The sequence below is a fragment of the Stenotrophomonas sp. VV52 genome (assembly GCF_002893095.1).
GTDB classification, from domain to species: domain Bacteria; phylum Pseudomonadota; class Gammaproteobacteria; order Xanthomonadales; family Xanthomonadaceae; genus Stenotrophomonas; species Stenotrophomonas aracearum.
Window position 1 is genome coordinate 207,107 of the sequence record NZ_PKQQ01000007.1, and the last position, 22,564, is coordinate 229,670.

Annotated in this window: 16 protein-coding genes and 3 pseudogenes; 11 read left to right on the plus strand and 8 right to left on the minus strand. The window is 64.6% G+C overall.

Features of this window, described 5'->3' with window-relative positions:
• Positions 1-28 precede the first annotated feature (28 nt).
• Together ubiA and C2U58_RS13300 are read left to right on the plus strand one after the other, a co-directional pair.
• Positions 29-922, plus strand: coding sequence for a 4-hydroxybenzoate octaprenyltransferase (gene ubiA / locus C2U58_RS13295; protein ID WP_102946290.1), 894 nt, complete (start codon positions 29-31; stop codon positions 920-922).
• A 55-nt stretch (positions 923-977) separates the two neighbouring features.
• Positions 978-2,408, plus strand: a pseudogene (locus C2U58_RS13300) (TIGR00366 family protein).
• 19 nt (positions 2,409-2,427) lie between these two features.
• On the opposite strand, the gene C2U58_RS13305 reads toward C2U58_RS13300, so the two are convergent.
• The 3 genes from C2U58_RS13305 to C2U58_RS13315 all read right to left on the minus strand — a co-directional run bounded on the left by C2U58_RS13305 (position 2,428) and on the right by C2U58_RS13315 (position 7,692).
• Positions 2,428-5,271, minus strand: a complete 2,844-nt coding sequence (locus tag C2U58_RS13305; RefSeq protein WP_146033466.1) for a type I restriction endonuclease — start codon at positions 5,269-5,271, stop codon at positions 2,428-2,430.
• 217 nt (positions 5,272-5,488) lie between these two features.
• Complete coding sequence (locus tag C2U58_RS13310) at positions 5,489-6,985, minus strand: N-6 DNA methylase (RefSeq protein ID WP_172448143.1); 1,497 nt, start codon at positions 6,983-6,985, stop codon at positions 5,489-5,491.
• 107 nt (positions 6,986-7,092) lie between these two features.
• Entirely contained in the window at positions 7,093-7,692 is a 600-nt protein-coding gene (locus C2U58_RS13315) for a restriction endonuclease subunit S (RefSeq protein WP_253256738.1), read from the minus strand.
• A 438-nt stretch (positions 7,693-8,130) separates the two neighbouring features.
• On the opposite strand from C2U58_RS13315, the gene C2U58_RS20070 reads away from it, so the two are divergent.
• The 4 genes from C2U58_RS20070 to C2U58_RS13330 all read left to right on the plus strand — a co-directional run bounded on the left by C2U58_RS20070 (position 8,131) and on the right by C2U58_RS13330 (position 10,911).
• Positions 8,131-8,277 (plus strand): hypothetical protein, encoded by a 147-nt coding sequence (locus C2U58_RS20070; protein ID WP_171966802.1) that lies wholly within the window; start codon positions 8,131-8,133, stop codon positions 8,275-8,277.
• Between the two features lie 106 nt (positions 8,278-8,383).
• Positions 8,384-8,833: a hypothetical protein gene (locus C2U58_RS13320; protein ID WP_146033467.1), complete on the plus strand. Its 450-nt coding sequence runs from the start codon at positions 8,384-8,386 to the stop codon at positions 8,831-8,833.
• 285 nt (positions 8,834-9,118) lie between these two features.
• Positions 9,119-10,108, plus strand: coding sequence for a hypothetical protein (locus tag C2U58_RS13325; RefSeq protein ID WP_102946294.1), 990 nt, complete (start codon positions 9,119-9,121; stop codon positions 10,106-10,108).
• Positions 10,105-10,911: a GSU2403 family nucleotidyltransferase fold protein gene (locus C2U58_RS13330; protein WP_102946295.1), complete on the plus strand. Its 807-nt coding sequence runs from the start codon at positions 10,105-10,107 to the stop codon at positions 10,909-10,911. Before C2U58_RS13325 ends, C2U58_RS13330 begins: the two co-directional genes overlap by 4 nt.
• Positions 10,912-10,919: 8 nt before the next feature.
• On the opposite strand, the gene C2U58_RS13335 is transcribed toward C2U58_RS13330, so the two are convergent.
• Together C2U58_RS13335 and C2U58_RS13340 are read right to left on the minus strand one after the other, a co-directional pair.
• Positions 10,920-12,251 (minus strand): flavohemoglobin expression-modulating QEGLA motif protein, encoded by a 1,332-nt coding sequence (locus C2U58_RS13335; protein WP_216362403.1) that lies wholly within the window; start codon positions 12,249-12,251, stop codon positions 10,920-10,922.
• Positions 12,252-12,377: 126 nt separating this feature from the next.
• A pseudogene (locus C2U58_RS13340) lies at positions 12,378-13,055 on the minus strand (VOC family protein).
• A 256-nt stretch (positions 13,056-13,311) separates the two neighbouring features.
• Between C2U58_RS13340 and C2U58_RS13345 the strand changes: the two are divergent.
• The 4 genes from C2U58_RS13345 (at position 13,312) to yidA (ending at position 17,178) form a co-directional block, all read left to right on the plus strand.
• Positions 13,312-13,827, plus strand: coding sequence for a hypothetical protein (locus tag C2U58_RS13345; RefSeq protein WP_172448144.1), 516 nt, complete (start codon positions 13,312-13,314; stop codon positions 13,825-13,827).
• Between the two features lie 50 nt (positions 13,828-13,877).
• On the plus strand, positions 13,878-14,432 hold the full coding sequence (locus tag C2U58_RS13350; RefSeq protein ID WP_253256739.1) for a hypothetical protein: 555 nt from the start codon (positions 13,878-13,880) through the stop codon (positions 14,430-14,432).
• A gap of 59 nt (positions 14,433-14,491) precedes the next feature.
• Complete coding sequence (locus tag C2U58_RS13355) at positions 14,492-16,198, plus strand: peptidoglycan-binding protein (protein WP_102946298.1); 1,707 nt, start codon at positions 14,492-14,494, stop codon at positions 16,196-16,198.
• A gap of 146 nt (positions 16,199-16,344) precedes the next feature.
• Entirely contained in the window at positions 16,345-17,178 is an 834-nt protein-coding gene (gene yidA, locus C2U58_RS13360; protein ID WP_102946299.1) for a sugar-phosphatase, read from the plus strand.
• 92 nt (positions 17,179-17,270) lie between these two features.
• Here the strand turns inward: yidA and C2U58_RS13365 are convergent, their stop codons facing one another.
• Positions 17,271-17,978: a basic secretory protein-like protein gene (locus C2U58_RS13365; RefSeq protein WP_102946300.1), complete on the minus strand. Its 708-nt coding sequence runs from the start codon at positions 17,976-17,978 to the stop codon at positions 17,271-17,273.
• Between the two features lie 237 nt (positions 17,979-18,215).
• Here C2U58_RS13365 and C2U58_RS13370 point away from each other — a divergent pair, with 237 nt between their 5' ends.
• Positions 18,216-20,963 (plus strand): TonB-dependent receptor, encoded by a 2,748-nt coding sequence (locus C2U58_RS13370; protein ID WP_102946301.1) that lies wholly within the window; start codon positions 18,216-18,218, stop codon positions 20,961-20,963.
• Positions 20,964-21,002: 39 nt separating this feature from the next.
• Here C2U58_RS13370 and C2U58_RS13375 read toward each other — a convergent pair.
• Positions 21,003-21,485 (minus strand): annotated as a pseudogene (locus tag C2U58_RS13375) (ATP-binding protein); the annotation flags it as partial.
• A 415-nt stretch (positions 21,486-21,900) separates the two neighbouring features.
• On the minus strand, positions 21,901-22,482 hold the full coding sequence (locus tag C2U58_RS13380) for an HAD family hydrolase (protein ID WP_101099233.1): 582 nt from the start codon (positions 22,480-22,482) through the stop codon (positions 21,901-21,903).
• Between the last annotated feature and the right edge of the window lie 82 nt (positions 22,483-22,564).

Sequence of the window (22,564 nt, forward strand, 5' to 3'; positions counted from 1 at the left end):
TCGGGGGGCTTGGCGGTATCCTTTACGCATGGCTTACGAACGTTTTGACGCCCCCGCCGGCGCACCGCCGTCGCGTTGGGGCCAGTACTGGAAACTGATGCGCGCCGATCGCCCGATCGGCACCCTGCTGCTGCTGTGGCCCACCTGGTGGGCGTTGTGGCTGGCTGCCGGCGGCCTGCCGCCGTTGTGGATCCTGTTCGTGTTCACTGCCGGGGTCTGGCTGACGCGTTCGGCCGGCTGCGTGATCAACGACTACGCCGACCGCTGGCTGGACCCGCACGTCAAGCGCACCAAGGACCGCCCGCTGGCCAGTGGCCGCGTCTCCGGGCGCGAGGCGCTGGTGCTGTTTGCCGGGCTGATGCTGGTGGCGTTCGCGCTGGTGCTCACCCTGAACGCCCTGACCATCGGCATGAGCTTCATCGGCATCTTCCTGGCCGCCAGCTATCCGTACCTCAAGCGCTATACCCACCTGCCGCAGGTGTACCTGGGCATGGCGTTCGGCTGGGGCATCCCGATGGCGTTCGCCGCCATCCAGGGCGAAGTGCCGGTGGTGGGCTGGCTGCTGTACGGCGCCAACATCCTCTGGTCCACCGCCTATGACACCTGGTACGCCATGGTCGACCGCGACGACGACCTGAAGATGGGCTCGCACTCCACCGCCATCCTGTTCGGCGACCTGGACCTGGTCATCCAGGGCATCCTGTACGCGCTGTTCCTGGGCACCATGGCGATGGTCGGCATGCGCAGCGGGTTGGGGCTCTACTACTGGCTGGGCGTGGCCGTGGCCGCCGGGCTGATCGCGTACGAATTCTGGATCGCCCGCAAGCGCGAGCGCGACCCCTGCTTCAAGGCCTTCCTGCACAACAACTGGGTGGGTGCGGCGTTGTTCGCCGGTATTGCTGCTGCGTTGGCGCTGGGCTGAGGGCCACCCGGCTGGGGCCGGGTGCTACCAATTGATGAACCTGGGAGGGTAGGGCATGGCCACTACGGCATCGGCGGCAACGCAGGACGGCTGGATGGCGCGCGCCGCGCTGCGTTCGGCGGCATGGGCAGAAAAGTGGTTCCCCGACGCGTACGTGTTCGCGGTGCTGGGCGTGGTGATCGTGGCGCTGGCCGCCATGGGCTTCGGCGCTACCCCGCAGGCCACCGCCAAGGCCTTTGGCGACGGCTTCTGGAGCCTGATTCCCTTCACCATGCAGATGGCCTTCGTGGTCATCGGCGGCTATGCCGTGGCCACCGCGCCGGTGGTGGCTCGCTTCATCGAGCTGCTGGCCCGGGTGCCGCGCACCGGCCGGTGCGCGGTGGTGTACGTGGGCCTGGTCAGCATGCTGGCCTCGCTGCTCAGCTGGGGGTTCTCGCTGGTGTTCGGCGGACTGCTGGTGCGGGCGCTGGCCCGCCGCGAAGAACTGCACATGGACTACCGCGCTGCCGGTGCCTCGGCGTACCTGGGCCTGGGCGCAGTGTGGGCGATGGGGCTCAGCTCCTCGGCCGCGCAGCTGCAGGCCAACCCGGCCAGCATGCCGCCCGGCCTGGTGGAGATCACCGGCGTGCTGCCCTTCACTGAAACCATCTTCCTGTGGCAGTCGATCGCGCTGACGGCCGCGCTGATCCTGGTCTCGCTGCTGATCGCGTGGCTGACCGCCCCGGGCCCGGCAACGGCTCGCACTTCGCGCGATTTTGCCGGCGCGGCCCAGGCCGAACCGGAGCCGCTGCAGCCGCGCGCGCGTGCCGGTGAATGGCTGGAGTACAGCCCACTGCTCACCGTGCTGCTTTCGCTGCTGGCCTTCGGCTGATTGTTCAGCGAGTTCGCCAGCAAGCCGGTGGTCACCGCCATTGCCAACCTCAACACCTACAACTTCCTGTTCATTTCGCTGGGGCTGCTGTTGCACTGGCGCCCGCGCAGCTTCCTCAACGCGGTGGCCAAGGCCGTCCCCAGCACCACCGGCGTGTTGATCCAGTTCCCGCTGTATGGCGGCATCGCCATGATCCTCACCCACGCCGTGGGCAGTGGCGGCGAAACCCTCGCGCATCGCCTGTCCACCGTGTTCGTGCATATCGCCACCACCGACACCTTCGCGCTGGTAATGGGCATCTACTCGGCAGTGCTTGGGTTCTTCGTACCCTCCGGCGGCGGCAAGTGGATCATCGAAGCCCCGTATGTGATGCAGGCGGCCAATGAGCTGAAAGCCCACCTCGGCTGGGCGGTGCAGGTCTACAACGCCGCCGAAGCCCTGCCGAACCTGATCAACCCGTTCTGGATGCTGCCGCTGCTCGGCGTGCTGGGCCTCAAGGCCCGCGACATTGTCGGCTTCACCTTCATACAGCTGCTGGTGCACATCCCGCTGGTGCTGGGGCTGCTGTGGGTGCTCGGAATGACCCTGACCTATGTGCCGCCGGTAATGCCGTAGACGGAACCGACCGCCGGGCTCACCCCGGCGGCCAGTCATGCGCGCGCGACAGGACTGCGTGCAGCACCGCCTGCACCTGAACTTCCTTCAGGTGTCGGCGCAGCAGGGGTTCCAGCCGGTCGCGCAGGTGCTCGTGGAACAGAATGCGGGGACCGGCGTGCGCTTCGGCTACCACGACGTCGATCAAAGCGCCCATGGAAATGCGGTCGGCCTGGTGCCTCGTGGGGCCGAACAGGCCTTCCAGCACTGCCAGGCCGCGTGACGGTGCACAGCCGCCGCCCCCACCGTGCAGCGATACCTGCAGCGTGGCTTCGAATGCCTGCAGTGCGTCCAGTCGCATCGGGCCGACGGGGCTCAGCAGTATCTGGCTCAGGTTGTAGCGAGCCTGCTCGATCAGATGCGGCTCTTCCCCGGTCTGCCCGAGCTGGTGGCGCAGGCGGGTGTACATCTCGTTGGACTGCTGTCTTCCTGCCGGGTCGCTCTGCTCGACCGGAGCGAATACCTGGTAGTCCAGCGGCTCCTCGTGCACGGCCGGTGCGCGCTCGCGTGCCCAGTGACGCACGCGCAGATCTTCGGGGTTGAAGCGGTCCTCTTCCAGCGCCAGCTGGCTGACCGCGTCGCGCAGCACCGAATAGCGATGCAGGGTGCTGCGATAGCGCGCACTTGCTGCGGCCTGGTCACCGGTGAACGCCGCTTCCGACGCGATGGCCACCTGAAGCCTCTGGCCGAACTCGGTAACGCGCCGATGCAGCAGGTCACGTCGGCGCCGGTTCATGTCGATGTCGTCGCCATGCGTGCCCAGCGTCCAATCCGGTGCAAGGTGATCGCGGCAGGCGTGGAAGTTCTCCTCTGCACGTTCGGGCAACAACCCCTGCAGGCGCCGATCATCACCCGCCAACGCGTCGCGGTTGACCTGCACCGACGCAGGCATCCACTCCTGCCCGGGCGCTTCATTCATCCCGCTGGCATGGAAGTCCACGACCAGTGCGGCGCGTTTGTCCGGGTAGGGGGCATTGATCAGCCCCACCGCGCGCAGCCGCTCGGGATCCGACAGCGGGCGGTCCACGTACAGCAGGCCCAGCCGCGCGTCTTGCGACGCTGGGAGATCGCCATGTGCAATCACCAGCTCCACCTGCGGCGAAATGCCTTCCGATGCCCGCTGCGTGGGCAGGCCGCGACTGTCGTAGCCGGTCAACTGGGTCTGCAGGCGCCCGTCGGCATGGAGGGCACGTTGGTAGTCTTCTGCCTCCTTCGGCGTCTCCACCAGGAGCGTGCCGCGCAGGTTGCGCTCTGCAACGCGAACAACGCCGTGGAAGTGTTGGCTGATCGCCGTGGCCACCTGCGCTTGGCGCAGCTCTCCAGGGGTGGCCTGGGCATCTGCCGGCATATCGCGACTCAGCACCGGGTAGATCGCGCCTCCATCGCGCCATGCCGGCACCACCACGCCGTCGGCCACCGCATGCTCCGGTGGGTAGTGGTACAGCGGCGCGCCGGGGTCCAGGTCCGCGGCGGGCAGCAGGATCGGCTGCGAACTCAACGTGAGCCAGGTCGAACGCGGCAGGCAGCGACGCAGGCGGCGCAGCAATGCCGGCGGGCTTTCCCAGAAGTTGGCATCGACCAGCAGCAGGATCTCGGTGCCGGCTTCCGCTGCAGGCGTCGGCGGGGCGGTCTTGCGTCCCCAACCACGAAACACGCGCAGCGGAACCTCGTGTGGCGAACTGGCATGGCCGGCCAGGAACTCGGTGAGCTGGTCGGCCGCCTGCGGGCCCGGCCTGCGCTTGTGGTCCTGCGGCGCCGGAGTGGGGCGGGCCACTGGCAGCAGTATGCGTAGCCCCTCGAACTCGGGATCCACGCGCAACGCGTGCAGCAGCCAGTAACGTGCGCGCTGCAGTCCACTGCCGGCGGCAAGACACAGCTGGCCGCCGCCCCGCCTGCCTTCAAAATCACGGGAGCGCAGCGCCTGCAGCGCATGCTGCACGGCGAAGAACTGCCCGGGGCGCGCCACGTAGCGTCGTCCATGCGCGCCGGTATGCAGGAAGCCGCGCAGCAACTGCAGGAACCGCGCCGGCCCCAGCACACCCTGCAGCAGTTCGGCATGGGCGGCCCATGGCGGGTCCAGCGTCACCTGCGCGAAGGGCACAGGACGGTCGCGCAACTGCTCCACCGTCTCGCGGCTCCAGCCATGTTCCCGCCAGCGCATCCAGCCATGGGCCGGCGTACCCACGCTGGCATAGCAGCCGCCACGCCGGTCCAGGCACAGCAGCAGTTGCGCGTGCAGCGCTGGCCGATGCGAAGCAAAGGCGGTCTTGCCACGCCACAGGTGGGAAATTCCGGCAGCGACGGTGCCCCAGCGCTTCTCGCGGTCGCGCTCCACGCACGCCAGCACGACCAACGGAATGCCATTGACGTATCCGACCAGCTCGCGGATGTCGGGATCGAGCGGATCCGGATACGGCTCCGCATCGGCTATGTCCCAGTGGTTGCGCTGCACATGTTCCCAGTCGATCAGCGGAACCAGCACCTCGGTGCTGCTTCCACCCGGCAGCTGTTGCACGGTACGCGCGCCCTCCACCAGCAGGCGGTGCACGGTCGCGCTGGATGCCTCCCAGTCGAGGCTGTGGCAGCAGGTATCTACTGCGGAAATGATCTCGTGGATGCCTTCCGGCGAAAGCGGCAGCAGCTCGCCCTGGCGCTCAAACCGGAAGCGCCGCAGCCACGGCAACAGGCGGTTCTCCAGCAGTGTGCTTTCCGGAAGCCCACGAAGCGGACCGAGCTCGCGTGCTTCCAGGTAGTTCCACCCAAGTCGACGCAACCAGCCCAGCGCCGATTGGCGAACACCGAATCTTCCGTGGTTGACGCTCATGCACGCACCTCGGGGAGACGGGGGCGGAGACGAGCGTCCGCGACGACGAAGTTGGGATGGGCGATGTTCATGCTGACAGTGTGTTCGATCACATCCATCTCACACTGTGTGCATCATTCCGAATCATGCGTTCGATGTGCAGAACACGGAACGCGTTATCAATCCATTTTCAAATTCGAATAGAGAACGCCAATCGGTCGCACCTTTACGCGTCGTTTCAGGCCAGTTTCGAGAACTCGCGCTCCAGCGCGTCCAGCTCAGCGTTCAGCTCCTGCTGGATCGCCGCAAACGTCGTTTCCAGCGCTGCACGCCGCGAGCGCAGCGTGGCCAGGTCGGTAGCAGCCTCAACCGGCACCGGTCGCACGTAACGCGCAATGCTCAGGTTGCCGTGGTTGGCGGTGATCTCGTCGAACCGTGCCAGATGCGCCAATCCGGGTTTGCTTGTGCGCTTTGCACACAGGCGCAGCAGCGCTTTCGCTCCCTCCATATCGAGGCGCGGACCACGCTTGCCCGCGGTGGACAGCCGACGCGCATCGATGAACAGCACCGCCTGGTCCTTCCGCACCCTTCGCAGCACCAGCAGGGCGGTCGCCACCGATGACCCGGCGAACAGGCGGTCCGGCAGCCCGATCACGGTTTCCACCAGGTTCACGTCCAGCCATGCCTGGCGGATCCGGGCTTCCTCGCCGTCGCGGAACAGCACCCCGTGCGGCACTACTATCACCATGCGTCCGCGCTGCGGATCCAGCGTGGCCAGCATGTGCTGGATCAGTGCGGCATGCGCCCACTGGCGGGGCGCGGTGCCGTGCAGGAAGCGCAGGTAGGGGTCGTGCGCAGCCTGTGCGGACACCCATTTCAGGTGCAGCGGTGGGCAGGCCAGCGCCACGTGGAAGCGCTGCAGGCGACCGTCTTCCAGCAGCGGATCCTCCAATGCGTCGCGCGACCGCAGGTGCGGGTTGTCGCTGCCATGCAGCAGCAGGCGCAGGCGAGCCACGGCGCACAGCAGCGGGTCGGCCTCCTGCCCATACAACGGGTAGCGGTACGCCGGGCTGGCTTCGGCGCCCTGCTTGCGCATCCGGCGCGAAGCGGCCAGCAGCAACGTACCCTGCCGGCAGATGGGGTCGTACACAGACTCGCGGGCGTCGGGATCGGTAAGCGCCGCCATCAACCAGGCCAACGCACCCGGTACCTGGCCCGCCTCGACCGGGCCGCGCCCGGCCACCGGGCGCTCCAGCAGACCTTCCACGGCATCGCTGATGCAGACATTGCCAAAGCCGGGCTGTCCACGGAAGTTCAACGCCGGTAGCGCCAGACGTTCCAGCAGGTGCAGCAGCACCTCGTCACGGCGGGTCTCATCGGAAGGCAGCGCATCGCCGAGTTGCAGCGCCGGGAAGATGCCGCCCAGCTTGCGCGGGTTGGCCAGCGTGAACACCCGCAGCGCCGTCATCACCCGCAGCCCATTGCCCTGCACGTGGCGTTGCCGGTACAGCGTCTCGAATCGCGCATGGGCCGGAACGCAGAACGGCACCGAACGCAACCGGTCGAACGGCGCCTGTGCAGAAGGCGGGGTGCAGGCCTGGTGCGCGTCGCTGGCCAGCTTGAGCAGCAGCAGGGACAGGGTCAGATGCGTGTCGGCATCGGGACGCCTGACCTCGCCGAGGGCATCACGCGCATGGACCAGGGCGGCGAGAGTTGCCGGGGTTTCGGTTGTCATCATCGCGTGTACGGAGTGATCGGATCGCCGACGCTACACCCGGATTCTCAATATCGGAAAACGCGATATTTGCCTATAAATCATGGGCATAACAGTGCATCACTGGGTCAGATGGAGACGCCGCCGAGGAGGTGTGCCGCATAGCGCGAGACCTCTTCATTGCGCGCTGCGATCAACTGCTCGCAGTGGGATCGCTCAAGCAGTGCCGCTCTGGCGATGGTCACGATCCGCTGCTGTTGGTGCAGCGGCGGCAGCCTCATCGGCAGGTCCTCGACGGATGCCTTCCGAAGGCTCTGCTGACGTGATCCGGCCGATTGCCTGTGTAAATGCTCCCGGGCGGAGGACTGGTTCAACTGCCAGGCGATGAAGGCAGGCAAAGCCCTGGCCGCATCAGCTACCCGAATCACGTAAAGGTGAGGGCTGCACACCGTCCTCTCTGGCGGATCGGTGAGCAACGCTGCCATCGGGTGACCACCTCGTGCTGTAAGCACCACGTCCCCATCCTTCACCCAGTCCGGCGATTTTCGGTTGCTCAGATGCGTGCGCATCAGGGCATGCACATCGTCCATGCCATTCACACCGACGTTCTTCAACTGAATGACCTGCACCGATCCATCCACGGCTGCTCTGATCGCTCCGCGAAAAGGATGTCCCTGGCGGATGCTGGCGATGTCTCCCAGCCTGGCGATGGTGTGTGAAGTGTTCATCGCAGGGACCATGCGCGGCACCCCGAGAGGCGTCAACGTGCGTATCTGCACCATTTCAAATGATGCGAATTCAGGTGCTGGAACTGGAACGTGTTTGGCGCTTTACTGATAGGGACGGTGAAATTGCTTTCCCCAGTGCCAATGACGGCATCAATCGGACTTCGATAGGTTGCGCAAATCGAATGACACCGAATCCGCGCGCGGGTGCGCGTTCATGCTGCTGACTGCGGCGGAAAGCGGATAGGGACATGAGCGCATTCCATCGTGGAATAAGCCTTGCCCAAGAGCTCGCCAAAGCCCCTGGAAACACGGTATCTGAAGCCGAATTCAGGCCCGCGTTTGACGAATTCGTATGCAAATTGCCACATGGTTTTAACCGACCCCTGCACAGCATGGCCATGACCGCGGCATCCCGCCCGCGGCTTCCGGAGATCCGAGATGGCCCAGCAGCGCAATCAGAGTTCCCAGCAGAACCAGCGTGGTCAGCAGGAGGGGCGCGGACGCGACCAGCAGCAGCAACAGCAGCAGGAACAGCAGCAGCGCAACCAGAACCAGCAGCAGGGCTGGAAGGACGAAGAAGAGTGACGGCTGGCTGTAGCGCCGGACGATGAGGCCCCGCTTCGGCGGGGCCTTTTTTGTACTAAGATCGCCCGGACCAGGGAATGCCGGGATCACTCATGAGGGGAACACCGTGAGTAAGCGTAGCCAGTGGATGGGTCTGACCGCAGTGCTTTGCTGCGCATCGAGTGGGTGTAGCGCGTCCCAGGGTTCAGAGCTCAAGCTCGGTCAGATTGACGCCGCTCAGGAGTTCGCTGCCGGAGTCACCCGAGCGGACATTGAAGCCGCGCGCGTCCGCTTGAATCCTGCCAGGGTTCCCGGGGAGCTGAGGGCGGTGGTGCCATTTGCCGAGCGCTGGGGAATCGGTGACGACGCCATTCGCGAAGCGGCACTGGACGCGGCCACCGTCGAGGAAAAATCAAAGTTCGCGGCTTCCGTAAACCCGTACAACGCTCGAATCACGAAGTGGCTGGACAGCTTTCCCCAAGATTCCGGCATGAGCGACGAAGCGGCGGCCTTCATGTTCATGCAGTCAGCCCTGGATGAGCTCGGGCTTTATGAAGAACCCATAGATCAGGGCTGAGCGGTGAGGAGCCGTGACTTGGGGCTCCGAAAACTGAACAAATGGCAGCATCGGAGCAGCCTCGACCTACCACGGCCATGGTAATTATCATGGCCGTGGTATATAACATGGCCATGGTAAGAGGTGAGTATGGCCATTCAATCCCCGAAGCGAAGCAGTAGTGAGGCGCCGGCAGAGCTGGTAGCCGAGCTGTTGCGTACCCACGGCTGGGAGGCCCACGTAGATCATGGCCCAGGTGGGCTTCGGCCAGATCTCGTGGCGCGTAGCGGATCCAAAAACTACGCCGTGGAAGTGAAGTCCGTCAGCGAAGGGCGCCCCGATCGCGTAATTGCACTGCTTTCCCAAGCCATCCTGCAGGCCTGCCGGCACGCGGAACGGTCAGGGTTGTCTCCTCTGGCAATCGTGTACGTCGGGAACGCATCGCCCTCGCTTCAGCAGAAGGTCGAGCAGTTCCATCACGACTACGCATCGGATGTTGCCGTTGGTCTGGTTACCGGAGAAGGAGGTAGTCACTTCATTGGTCCGGGTCTGGACTCACTCAATGTCGAGGCTCCACGCCGCTTCGGCAAGCTGAAAGCGGCAAAGCCGCGCAGGGCGAACGACCTGTTCTCCGACCTCAATCAGTGGATGCTCAAGGTGCTGCTGGCACCGGAGCTGCCCGAGGATCTCCTGAATGCCCCACGAGCCGACTACCGCTCTGTCTCCGCCTTGGCGGGAGCGGCAGACGTCTCCCTGATGAGCGCATCCCGATTCGTGCAACGTCTTCGGGAAGACGGATTCCTTGACGACTCCGGTGATGCCTTCCGCTTGGTGCGACGTCACGAGTTGTTCAAACTGTGGCAGTCAGCTGCGCTGCGCTCTTCCCCCGAACTACGCATGAGTTACGTGATCCCCGGTTCTGGAATACGCCAGCTGCAGAAGTCAGCATCACGCCTGAACGCATGCATAGGGTTGTTCGCCGCGGCAGACCTGCTGAACCTGGGGCATGTAAGTGGCGTCCCCCCGCATCTCTACGTGCGGCGCCTCGCACCTTCAAGCAAGGCGGACTGGCCAGGTCTGGTTCCTTCCGGTCCAGGCGAGCATCCTCAGATCATCCTGAGGCAGGCCAGCGCTCCCGAGTCCATGTTCCGTGGTGCGGTGAGGGTCGATGACGTACCCGTCGCAGACGTGCTGCAGATCTGGCTGGATGCCTCCGCCCACCCTGCGCGCGGCGCTGAGCAGGCCGATCTGCTGAGGCGCAAGGTACTTTCCGGTGTCCTCGGGGATAACGCGTGAACGATCGCGAGTCATTCGCGACGCTCGCACAAACGCTGGCCCCGTGGGCTGATCAACTGGTGTTCGTCGGCGGGTGGGCCCACCGGCTGTATCGGCTGCACCCGAAGGCAACGCGGCCTGCCTACCAACCTCTGGCAACGCTGGATGCAGACGTTGCGTTTGCCGAGCGCGAGCGGCTGGAGGGCAGCATCAAACTGGGATTGCAACAGGCCGGGTTCAAGGAACAACTCACGGGAACCCATCGGCCGCCGGTTTCTCAGTACACGTTGGGTGATGAGTCCGGTGGCTTCTATGCTGAATTTCTGACACCGTTGATCGGGCGGGGCGTCACCCGTGAAGGGACGCCCATAGCTACGCTGTCGAAAGCGGGCATCACGGCACAACGCCTTCGCTACCTTGAGCTGCTTCTCCATGCTCCGTGGAAGGTGGAACTAAACAGCGAATGGGGCGCTGATGCCCCCGTTGATCTGCGCATTCCCAACCCTGTGAGCTTCATCATCCAGAAGCTCCTGATCCATGAAGATCGGGCGCGCGACAAGAAAGCGCAGGACATTCTCTACATACACGACACGCTTGAGCTCTTCGGCGCAGACATCGACGACCTTGCCGTCGTTTGGAGGGACACCGTGCGCGGAGCGATGCACGTGAAGTGGGTGAACAACCTGTTGTCGACCAAAGACGCTCTCTTTGGGCAAATGAACGATCAGATCCGTGACGCGGCGGTACTGCCGCAGGATCGTCAACTCGAACCGGAGAGAATGCGGGCCATGTGCCACGCAGCGCTTGGTGAAATTCTGGAGTGACCGGGGAGTCAACTCAATGGCTGTCCAGCTCCCGCCATCAACTCATCCTCAACCGCCGAGAACCGCCCCAGGTCGAACGTATCCAGCCGCATCGCCTGCGCGGCCGTTGAGAACGCCAGCGTAGCCAGCACCCGCTCCGGATGCTGCGCCCACGGCGGCACATAGCGCGGCGGCGCGATCAACCCAGAGGCGCGATACGGTGCCAGCGTGACCAGGTCACCCAGGTCGACGCGCCCGCAGAAGAGCAGCCGCAGCGTATCGCCGCGATTCTCATGCAGGGCGCGCTTGATGAAGGCGGTGACCAGCAGCAGGCCTTCCAGGTAGGCGCCGTCCTTGGTGAAGCACACCCGGCCGCGCACGTCGCCGCCACGGAAGATGCGCGCAGCGCTTCGGTAGCTGTCTTGCTCGGACTGACCGGCGACCAGGAAGGCCTTGAAGACATCGATGAAGTCCGCGCCTTCCAGCGCTTCCTGCAACCGGACCACGCGCAGCGCAAGGCGACGCAACCGGTTGATGTCCATCGATCCGGTGATGATTTCCGAGAATGTGGCCAGGCCCTCCTGCGTACGCGTTGTACGTGGCGAGCCCGTACCCAGGCAACGCAGCCATGGCTGGTGCTTGCCATTGAGCAGGGTGCCGGCGTGGATGAAGGCTTCGTGCTCCACCAGCTGGTCCAGGTCAAGCTGCGAGAACAGTGCATCCGCACGCAGGCGGATGACCTTGCTGCCGGCGGCGGCCTTGGAGGCCAGCTCGGTGTCCAGCACCACCTTCACCGGGTCATCGGTGAAGAAGGGATCGATGCGCTTGCGCAGCATCTCCGAGAAGTCCGGCGCGGGAATGTCGTAGGCAATGCGGGGGACGTACTGGGAACCCAGCAGCTGGTCGGTGATGGCCAGCATCTGCGCGGCGGACTGCGCCGTGGTGGTGGTCTGCGAGCGGTACTGGGTGCTGGGGTGCCCGTAGAGCAGGGTGGAGCACTCGGTGAACTGCGGCGTGCCGATGCTGGAGAGCATGCGCGCGGCCACGCGCATGCTCCACGCGGTGCGGTACAGCCAGTCGCCCACCGGGTGGCCGCGATCCAGGCGCTGCAGGATGTCGTCGAGCGCGGCGATGGTTTCGGCGTGGTCCTGCGGCTGGGTAGGCGGGGCCGGCAGTTCCGGCTTGCCGGCACGCCAGCCTTCCAGGAAGCGGGTCTCCGTTTCGATGGGCCACGCCAGGCCGGAGAGGATGCGAATCTTTCCCCCGAGCTTGGCCAGCCGCGCATCCACCTCCAGCAGGGGGCCAAGTGCAGGATCGTCCCGGGTGGGGTCGGAAGCGGGGGCGGAGGTGAGCAGTTCCACGGCGGGCAACCTGGGGTGGGCTGCAGCCACTGTGTTGCCGGCGCGGGGACCGCGCAACGGTCCTTCTACCCGTCGTGGCTCAGCAAATGTACTGGCCGCGCAGGTGAATGCGCGGAAGCGGCGTGTTCAGCCTGCTTGGGGCGCAGTGACCTGCCAACCTTCGACGTCATCGGCCAGCTCCCCGGCGTCCACATCGCCCAGCGTGACCTCGATTCCGCGTGCATTGGGCAGCACCTTCTGCTCCGGGAACCAGTGGCGGGTGGCATCCACGACGATCAACAGGCCTTCGTCATCGCCCAGTGCGGCGAAGTGCGGGGTCGGCGGGCTGAGCGGCTGCAGCCCGAAGGCCGCCTCGGCGTCGGCGGTCAGTGCGCCGACATCGGCAGTAGGCAGGCCCACTTCACTGATGCAGGTGAGCTCGCTGCCGTGGAACGCGCCGGTACGCCCGGAGGCAGGCAACCGCCGACGACCAATCAGTTCCAGGATCAAGGCGTCGGGGCCGTCGTAGTAGATCGACTCCGACTCCCAGCGCCCGCCGAAGGTGAAGTGGGCTTCCCCTTTGGCATTGCGCTGCAACGGCGAGCGTTCCAGCAGCCATGCGGTGGCAGCCTCGAAGCGATCGGCCGGGACGTTGAAGGCCAGATGGACGCCACCTACCGGGTCACTGCCCGCGTCGCGCAGCTGCAGCGTGGTTCAGCCGATCTGCACGGTACTGCCCTGTACAGGAAGTTGCATGACCTCGCCGAACCACGCAGCGACTGCGGATACGTCAGACACCGGAAGCTGGAGAACGTTGATGCGCATCGAGCCAATCACCAGAAAGCAGGGGCGGGTGTCAAAGGGCTGACATCGCCAGGGAAGACAATAAAAGCACACGCATTACAGTGTGATGAGTTTCACGTAAATCATGTGCCTCACATCACGCATGGCATGCGCAAGCCGCGATGTAGCGGATATGTGAACGTCATCGCATTGGCGCGTCGCTATGCTACGCGACCCGGCGTAGTGTGATGTACGCCACGACACGAATCAGGAGGATCCGTTGTCCCATCATCGTCCCATGACCCTGCTCGCCGTTTCGCTGAGCATCCTGCTGGCCGCGTGCAAGCCCGACGCCGCCATCGAGCCCGCAAACGCAAACGCAGCGCCGCCGTCGACCACAGCATCCACCATCGCGCCTGCAGCCAACGAACACGCCGCACCCGGTGCGGCAAGCGCTGACGCGACCGCCAGCTGCGCCCACGCAGATTTCGACGCATTCCTGCCGCAGTTCGGCCGGGAAATCGCCCTGCAGGAAAAGTCCGTGGCCAACCCCCTGATCAGCGAGCGCTACGACACCCAGGGCGATGAGCCAAAGCTGGTGACCGAGAACGTACCGCTGGATGATGTGACCTGGCCGGTCATGCCCAATCCGTCAGGCTTGAAGGACATGGGGCGGGAAATGCAGGTGAGCCGGCAGGACGACGGCAGCATGAAAGTGCTGATCCGTACGCCGGACACCAGCAACCAGCAGTCGTACTACTTCGCCCAGCGCCCGTGCTGGCAGCTGGTGCGCATGACCGACGAGTCGATCTGAGTTGCAGGGCCGCGCGTCCGCACGCGGCCCTTTCCACAACGGAGCCTGTGATGTCGAAACTGCGTTTCGTACCCGCGTTCGCCCTTCTGTTGGCCGCGTGCAGTGCACCCTCCGGAACCCCCGGCGCCGCCGCCACACCCGAGCCTGCCGCCGCAGCGCCGGCCGCTGCGGCAGCCACCCCTTCACCCACCCAGCAGGAAGAGAAAGGCATGCACAAGGAATGCGCAGGTGCACGGCTGCACCTGACCGCGTTTCCGGCCCATGACGGGCAGGCGACGCAGACCCGCCTGGAGATCGAGAAGGACGGCCAGCGCCGCACCGTCGATGCCCCGGCGGAAATGAGTGGCTACACCGCCGTTGGCCTGGCCTGCGTTGAAGACGCGCAGGGAACACCGTATTTCGTGGTGCAGTACGGCGAGCTGCCGTACGGCTGTGCGTTCTGCGAATGGTTCTACCTGTACGACGCCAATGGCAAGCAGCTCACCCACAGCAACCCGCCGGTGCGCGGCGAAGGCGAGGCGCAGTCGCCCAACAACGACGAGTACTCGCAGCTCATCGCCAAGCTCGGCATCAAACACCCGGAGGTGGACGACATCGAAGACTGAAACACTGGAGCAACACCCTTTAAGGAAAGCCCCTTTCTCACAGAATGGATAGCACAGACATGCCAAACGACATCTACACCAGCATGGTGCAGCCGCCTGGAGCGGCGTACCGCAGCAGCCAGATCGAGCCGTGGAGCCATTACCGCGAGCCGATCGACGAAACACGCCCCCTGCATGGGCAGTCGCGCCGCTGGGGCGATGCTTCACCGGAAGTGCAGTCGCGCGTGATCGACTCGCTGATCGAATCCTCGCGCGAGGCCGGCCTGACGCCACGCGAAACCGCCTACGTACTGGCCATTGCCCGCGTGGAATCCGGCTTCAATCCGGATGCCGCCGCCGGCACCACCTCGGCCTCGGGCCTGGGCCAGTTCATCGACCGGACCGGCAAGCACTACGGCCTGAACAACGCCAACCGATTCGACGTGGACGCGCAGTCCGACGCGCTGGTGGCGCACTTCGTCGACAACCGCAACCTGGCGCGCGATCGCGGCCAGGGCGAAGACTACATCTACAAGTACCACCATGACGGCCCGACCAGGGACTACGGCGGCCTCGGCCTGTCGCAGCGCAAGGTGGCGCCGCACCTGGATGAGTACGAGCAGTTCGTGAACCAGCGCCTGGGCCAGACGCTGGACCAGGCTCCGACGCAGCAGCAACAGTCGGCGCCGGTGGGCGCCGCAGCGGCCGTTGGCGCGGCGTCGCAGGTGCGTTCGTACGAACACACCATGCAGGTGATGCTGCCGCCGCAGAACGGCGTGAAGCCGCACATCACCGGGCACTTCGGTGAGCACCGCGGCGAAAAGGCGCACGGTGGCAGCGACTTCAACTACGTGGGCGGCCAGACCGGCCGCAACCTGCAGCACCCGACCATCCACGCGCCGATTGCCGGCACCGTGACCTCGGTGGGCGGGAAGTACGGCACCGTGATGATCCAGGATGCCGATGGCATCTCGCACCAGATCCTGCACATGCAGAGCACCCAGGTGAAGGTGGGCCAGCACGTGGAACCGGGCGACCCGATCGGCACCATGGGCGGGCGCGGCCCGCAGGGCGCGAACCAGTACGCGCAGCACGTGCACTACCAGATGAAGGACGCGTCCGGAAAGCTGATCAACCCGGAAAGCTATTGGAACAAGGGCGTGCAGCAGGCAACAGGCAAGCACGACCACGAGCATGCCCCGGCCGGCACGCTGCGCAAGGGCGACCGCAGCGACGAGGTGACCGAGCTGCAGCAGGCGCTGAACCGCCAGGGCGTACGCGATGCCAATGGCAATCCGCTGGCCGAGGACGGCAAGTTCGGTGACAGCACCCGCGAAGCGGTGCTGGCCTTCCAGAAGCAGCAGGGCCTGAAGGACGACGGCGTGGTGGGTCGCGAGACCGCCGCCAAGCTGGCCGCCACACAGGTCCAGGCAGCGGAGACCCGCAGCCCCACTGGCCCGCAGCTCGGCGACAAGGCGCACCCGGACACGGCGCTGCACAATGCCATCCGCAGCCGTTTGCCCGCGGCGATCTCCAACGAGGTGGCGGCCAATGTCACGCTGCAGGCCAAGCAGGCTGGCATCGACTCGGCGGAGAAGCTGCAGAGCGTGAGCGTGCAGGACGGCAAGGCCTTCGTGATGGGCACCACGCCGGGCTACCGGGCGGCGGTGGACCTCAGCCAGGCCCCGCCGCTGGAGCAGACCAACGCCGCACTGCTGGGCAATAACGAGGGCCAGCAGCAGCGCCAGGTGCAGGAAGAGCAGCAGAAGGTGGCGATGGGGCGGTAAACCCCCGTCGCCTTACGCTTGATGCGTGTGTAGTGATGGAGCCAGCCGGGGCAACCCGGCTGGCTCTTTTTGTTCCCGTGCCCGGCTGCCTTAAACTACGGCGCTGGGCGATGCCCGGGTATCGGTAGTGAACAAGGTTGAACGAAATGGATAGTGGGCAGCGCCCGGCGGCGATTGAACTGGTGGCCATCGACATGGATGGCACCCTGCTGGATCCCGCGCATCGCCTTACCCCGCGGGTGAAGCAGGCCATCGCCCGCGCCCGCGAGCAGGGCGTCCGCATCGTGCTGACCAGTGGCAGGCCTGTTTCGGGCCTGGCGCCGTTCCTGGACGAACTGGGCATCGATGGTGCCGACGATTACTGCATCGCCTGCAACGGTGGCCTGGTTACGCGCGTTGCCAGCGGCGAGGTGGTGGTGGAGTACCCGCTGAGCTTCGACGACTTCCTGTTCTGCGAGCAGGTCGCCCGCGAGATGGGCGTGCACTTCCAGGCGCTGGACGGCGAGCGCCTGTACACGCCCAACCGCGACATCAGCATCTACACCGTGGCCGACTCCCACCTTTCCCGCGTGCCGCTCTCGTACCGCAGCGTGGCCGAGATGGACCCGGAAATGTCCTTCATCAAGCTGATGATGGTGGACGAGCCGCAGGTGCTGGACGCGGTCATTCCGCGCCTGCCTGGCGCATTGACCGAACGTTTCGCGGTGCTCAAGAGCGCCGCCTTCTTCCTGGAAGTGTTCGACCACCGCGCAGGCAAGGGCCCCAGCCTGCAGAAGCTGGCCGAACACCTGGGAATCGACCGCAGCCAGGTGATGGCCATCGGCGACCAGGAGAACGACCTGACCATGCTGCAGTACGCAGGCACCAGCGTGGCAATGGGCAATGCTGTCGACATCGTAAAAGCGACAGCGCTGCACCAGACATCAACAAACGCGGAAGACGGCGTCGCCTTGGCACTCGAACAGTTCGTTCTCCGGTAGGGGCGGTTCCCAAACGCCCGCCCGTAACGATGGTCAATGCATCAACGCATTGACCTGAGACCGAGCGATGCCTCCGGAGCCATGCCACCGCACTACGCCTGCTTCCCACCCGCCCGCTGCGCAACATACGCCTCCCACAACGCGGCCAGATCATTCCCGGTGCGCTGCTTCCACAACGCCGGCGTGTAGCTCCCCTTGCGCAACGCCCCATCCAGCGCTTCCACCAACCCCGGATGTTCCGCCTCGCTCCACTTCAGGAACGCGCCGGTCACCCGGTACCCCGTATCCACCTTGTGTTCGGCCTTGACCTGCGCCGGCAGCGCCCAGCCGCCGGCGGCATTATCCACGCCGTAGACATCGCGGGCGTAGTCGGCAATGCCCTCCACCAGCCACGAAGGCGCCTGCTCGCTGGCGTAGCCCGGGTAGCCCTGCACGATGTGCATCGCTTCATGGGTGACCAGGTCGGTGTCGTTGGGATGCTTCTCCAGCCAGCGCGGATTGATGGTGATGGTGGCGGCCTTCTCCTTCTCGCCGACATAGGCGACACCGTCGTAGGACGGGTCCATCACGATGCGCACGCTGGAGGGCGCGGCCGGGTGGAAGTCGGCGCGTTCGCGCGGGTAGGCGGAGAAGAAGGTGGCAATGATGCGGTCGCGTACCTCCGCGTTCGTTGAACCGCTCGGGTCCTGGTAGGTCAGCGTGACCCCGTCACGGGTCTGCGTGATGTCCGCAGCATGTGCGGCGGGGAAGGCGAGGACGGCGGCAACGGCAGGAACGATCAGGCAACGGCGCAAACGCATGGACGGCACTCCGGGACGTGACGGAACAAACGCGCTGATCCTGCACCAGCCTCCGGGACCGCCGCAAGTGCCATTTCGTTCGATCTAATCCCGGGAAATTAGTTTCATTACAAATTATTGACAACCAATTTAGATCGATCTAGAAAAGTGGCTCCCCACGCTTCACGGAACCCCCCGCATACCCAACCCTCCTGCGCCGGACCGGCAGCGGGAGACCTTGTACTGGAGAGCTGCAGAATGAAGCGCACGTTGCTGTCGTTGCTGGTGTCGTCCGTACTGATGTCCCCCCTTGCCGCCCAGGCACAAACCACCCCGCCCGAAGAAAAGGGCACCGAGCCGGCCACGCGCCAGCTCGATGCGGTGAATGTCACCGGCTCGCTGATTCCCCGCGCACAGATCGAAGGCCCCTCGCCGGTGACCACCATCACCGCCGAAGAAATCGAGGCCCAGGGCTTCACCACCGTATTCGACGCGCTGCGCTCGTTGCCTGTTGCCAATGGCTCTGTGCAGGATTCGCAGGGCACCGGGTTCTATACGCCGGGCGCGAAGACGGTCAGCCTGTTCGGCCTGGACCCGAGCTACACACTCACGCTGCTCAACGGGCGCCCGCTCAACAGCTACCCGCTGGCCTACAACGGCAACACCAGCATCGTGGACATCGCCAACATTCCGTTGGGCATGGTCGAACGCATCGACGTGCTCACCGGCGGGCAGTCCTCGGTGTATGGCTCGTCGGCCGTGGCCGGCGTGATCAACATCGTGCTGAAGGACAAGGTGGAGGGCGCGCACTTCCGCTACCGCGCCGGCGGCTACAGCGACGGGGGCGGCTCCAGCCAGCGCTTCATCTTCAGCAACGGCCACACCTTCGGCAACCTGGACCTCAGTTACGGGCTGGAGTACACCAAACAGAAGCCGATCTTCGCCTCTGACCGCAGCTACATCGACAGCGTCAACGACAGCCCGACCGGCCCGCAGGATCCGTCGCGTACCTTCCTGCGCATGCAGATGTCGCCCAACGGCTACATCGATCCGGGCCAGGCCACGTGCGAGCCGCTGTCCTATCTGTTCGGTGGCAGCACCAGCTACGCGCACCGCAACGCGGCGGGTACCGGCTACTACTGCGGCAGCCCGAACAATGTCGGCACCGCCACGCTCTACAACAAGAGCGAGGACGTGAACGCAACCACGTTCCTGCGCTACCACCTCAGTGAAACCACCGAGCTGTACTCGGACATCCTTTTCAGCTACGGCCGGCCGACCTACTCGGGCGGCAGCCCGTTCTGGAACAAGACCTTCTACAACCAGACCAGCGGCAACTACGAGCAGTGGCAGCGCATCTATGCGCCTGAAGAAGTGGGCATGGACTCGAAGGACCAGCGCGTCTATACCCGCTCCTGGAACATCACCGCAGGTGCGCGCGGCGGCCTGGGCGACACCGGCTTCGATTACGACGTGTACGTGAACCGCTCCAGCACCGATGTGACCCGCAAGTCGACCGACTTCCTGGCGGCGGGCGGTATCGATGACTACTACCTCGGTCCGCTGGTGGGCAAGGTCAATGGCTACGACGCCTATGCGCCGAACCTGGACGTGCTGTACCAGCCGCTGACCCGCGGGCAGTACGACCAGTTCAGTGGCACCAATCGCGCCGAGTCCAACGCGTCGCGCACCGGCGTGACCGCGCTGGTGACCAACACCTCGCTGTTCGAGCTGCCGGCCGGCGACGTCGGCTTTGCGATGATCCTGCAGGGCACCCGCGAGAAGTTCTTCAACCAGTCGGCCGACCCCAATGCCGCCACCCTGTTCCGCGGCCAGACCGCAGGCACCTCGGCCGAGGGCCAGCGCGACCTGTACGCGGTGGGCGCCGAGCTGCAGGTGCCGATCTTCGACACCTTCAGTGCCAACCTGTCCGGGCGTTATGACAAGTACTCGCTGCAGGGCGGTGGTGGCAACGGCAAGGCGACCTGGAAGCTGGGCCTGGAGTACCGCCCGATCGAGTCGCTGCTGCTGCGCGGCAGCTATGCGACCGCCTTCCGCTCGCCGGACATGTTCTACCTGTACTCACGCGAGAGCAGCGGCTACACCACCAACGTGGACACCTTCCTGTGTCGGCAGGCGGGATTCACCTCCGAGAACTTCGACGAGTGCCCGCAGTCGTCCCTGTCGGTGCTGTCCTCCAGCACCGGCAACCGCGACCTGAAGGACATCACGGCGGAAACGTTCACCTACGGCTTCGTCTGGTCGGCGCTGGACAATGCGTTGAACCTGTCGGTGGACTACAACTCGGTGAAGATCGAGAACGAGGTGTCCATCCTCGGTACCGACAGCATCCTCACCTCCGAAGCCAACTGCCGACTGGGTACGTCGGAGAATGGCGACGTGAACTTCGACATCAACTCGCCGACCTGCCGCCAGATCCTGGCCCAGGTACAGCGCCTGCCGGCCACCGACCCGATCAATCCCAACGGCGTGTCCAAGGTGTTCTCGTACCCGATCAACCTGGCCAAGCAGCGCCAGACCGGTATCCAGGCAGCGGCCGACTACAAGTGGAGCGCGGGGCGTGCGGGCGACTTCGGCGTGAACGCGGGCTACTACCGGCCGCTGAAGCACGAACTGCAGCAGCAGGAAGGCGACCCGGTCTACGACATGCTGTGCTGCGCCAACTCCAACGAGCTGCACTACCGGGCGACGTTCGGTGCGAACTGGAACATCGGCGCGTTCAGCACCAACGTGTACGGCATCCGCAATGCGCCGACCTGGAATGCGATCGGCGAAGAGCGCAACATCGGCCCGTGGACGACCTGGAATGCCACGGTCAACTACCGCATCAACAAGCTGGCCAGCGTGATGCTGACGGCCAACAACCTGACCAACGAGCGACCGCCGGTGGACCGCACCAACGGCAACTGGCCGTACTACGACCAGGGTGTCTACAACGCGTTTGGCCGCTCGATGTTCGTGGAGCTGTCGCTGGACTTCCAGTAAAGGGCTGCCGGGGTGGTCGCTTGTGCGGGCACCCCGGCTTCATCCTGTGCCGCCCCGATCCACCTGCCTGTACCCGATCGCCTCAGCCAGGTGCTCAGTGGCAATTCGTTCGCTATGCGCCAGATCCGCCAGTGTTCTAGCCACACGCAGAATGCGATGCATCGAGCGTGCAGAAAGCTGCAGCTGCTCGACCGCTGATTCCAGCAGGTGTTGATCGTCGGGCTCGAGTCGGCAGTGGAGGTCCAGCTCCGTTGGTAGCAGCTGGGCATTGGGCTTGCTGCTGCGCTCGAGCTGCACATTGCGAGCGGCCACCACGCGTGCGCGGACGGTAGCGCTGTCTTCTCCACAGGGCGCGTCGCTTCGCAGCTCCCTTGGTTCCAGCCGTGGCACCTGCACATGCAGGTCGATGCGGTCGAGCAGCGGGCCGGACACACGGCCGCGATACCGCTGGATGGCTTCACCGCTGCAACGGCATCGGCCACTACGGTCGCCGGCCCAGCCGCAGGGGCAGGGGTTCATGGCTAGGGTTATCAACCCCGTTATCTGCAAAAATGATCCCAGTAGCACCTTCCATGCCGGACCCTGCAACCGTCCGGTTCTTCAGTCGTGGCGTTTGACCGCCCATTGGTGTCCCTCAACCCGCTTTGCGCTTGTCTGGCCGGGCGACGAGAGTCTGGTCGAATTCGTTGACCGCAGACACTCGGTTGGCGCGTCAAAGTCTAGGAAAAGAATCAGGTACGACGCCTACTGTGGCCCATACCATCCGCACCCTAGGACGAAGCTAGGACTCACGGCGGCCAGCCCTTATCCACCCTCCCGCCATCCGGTTTGAGTGAATAGCACCAACTGGGAATCGAGCCGTCGTGGCCATTCAAGAACTGACACGGTGATTTGGCTCAATGAAAGCACGCTTAGCTGACACTGATAGTTTCTCACTCTACGCTTTCAAAAAGCCGGGATGCTCGTTTCCTCGCTGCGATAGCAGATCGCGCCATCCTCGTTTATCGACTGCACGGATATTCGGCACCTCCTCAAGCACTTTTAGATAATGGATCAGATGCAGCAACTCATCATCTGACACGTCGCCGAGGAATTCCCGTGCCAGAACTAAATTCCCATAGTTCCGAGCGTACTTGCTAGCGGTGTCATCTATTCCGATGATCTGGTCCAGTGTGAACCCATGCTTCTTCAGCTTCGCTATCCGCTTCTGTGTTGAGTAGCCGCCTTCCTCCCAATCCCTAACTAAGCTGCACCTCTCGGATGACCATACAAATTCTAGGGGACGCTTTGGCATCAACTGTGCGACAAGAGGCTCAGCGTAGAGACGTCCAGACGATGTCCAAACGCCGACCCTAAACCTTGAGAAGGCGAAGTCCAGAAATGTGTCGAGATGGGGCCGCTTGTAGACGTGATACCCGACGACACTCAGATCCGCTGGACGATCCAAGGGGCGCTCAGTTGAGAAGACGAGCGTTTCATCAAGGTCTAGTACCAGAAGCTTCCTTTCTCGGAGACTCATGGGCGTTTCTCCTTATTCTGATGTCGCTGTTTGGCGGATGTCGAGATTCGTTCTGCACCGTGACCCTGCTGGTACGCATGCG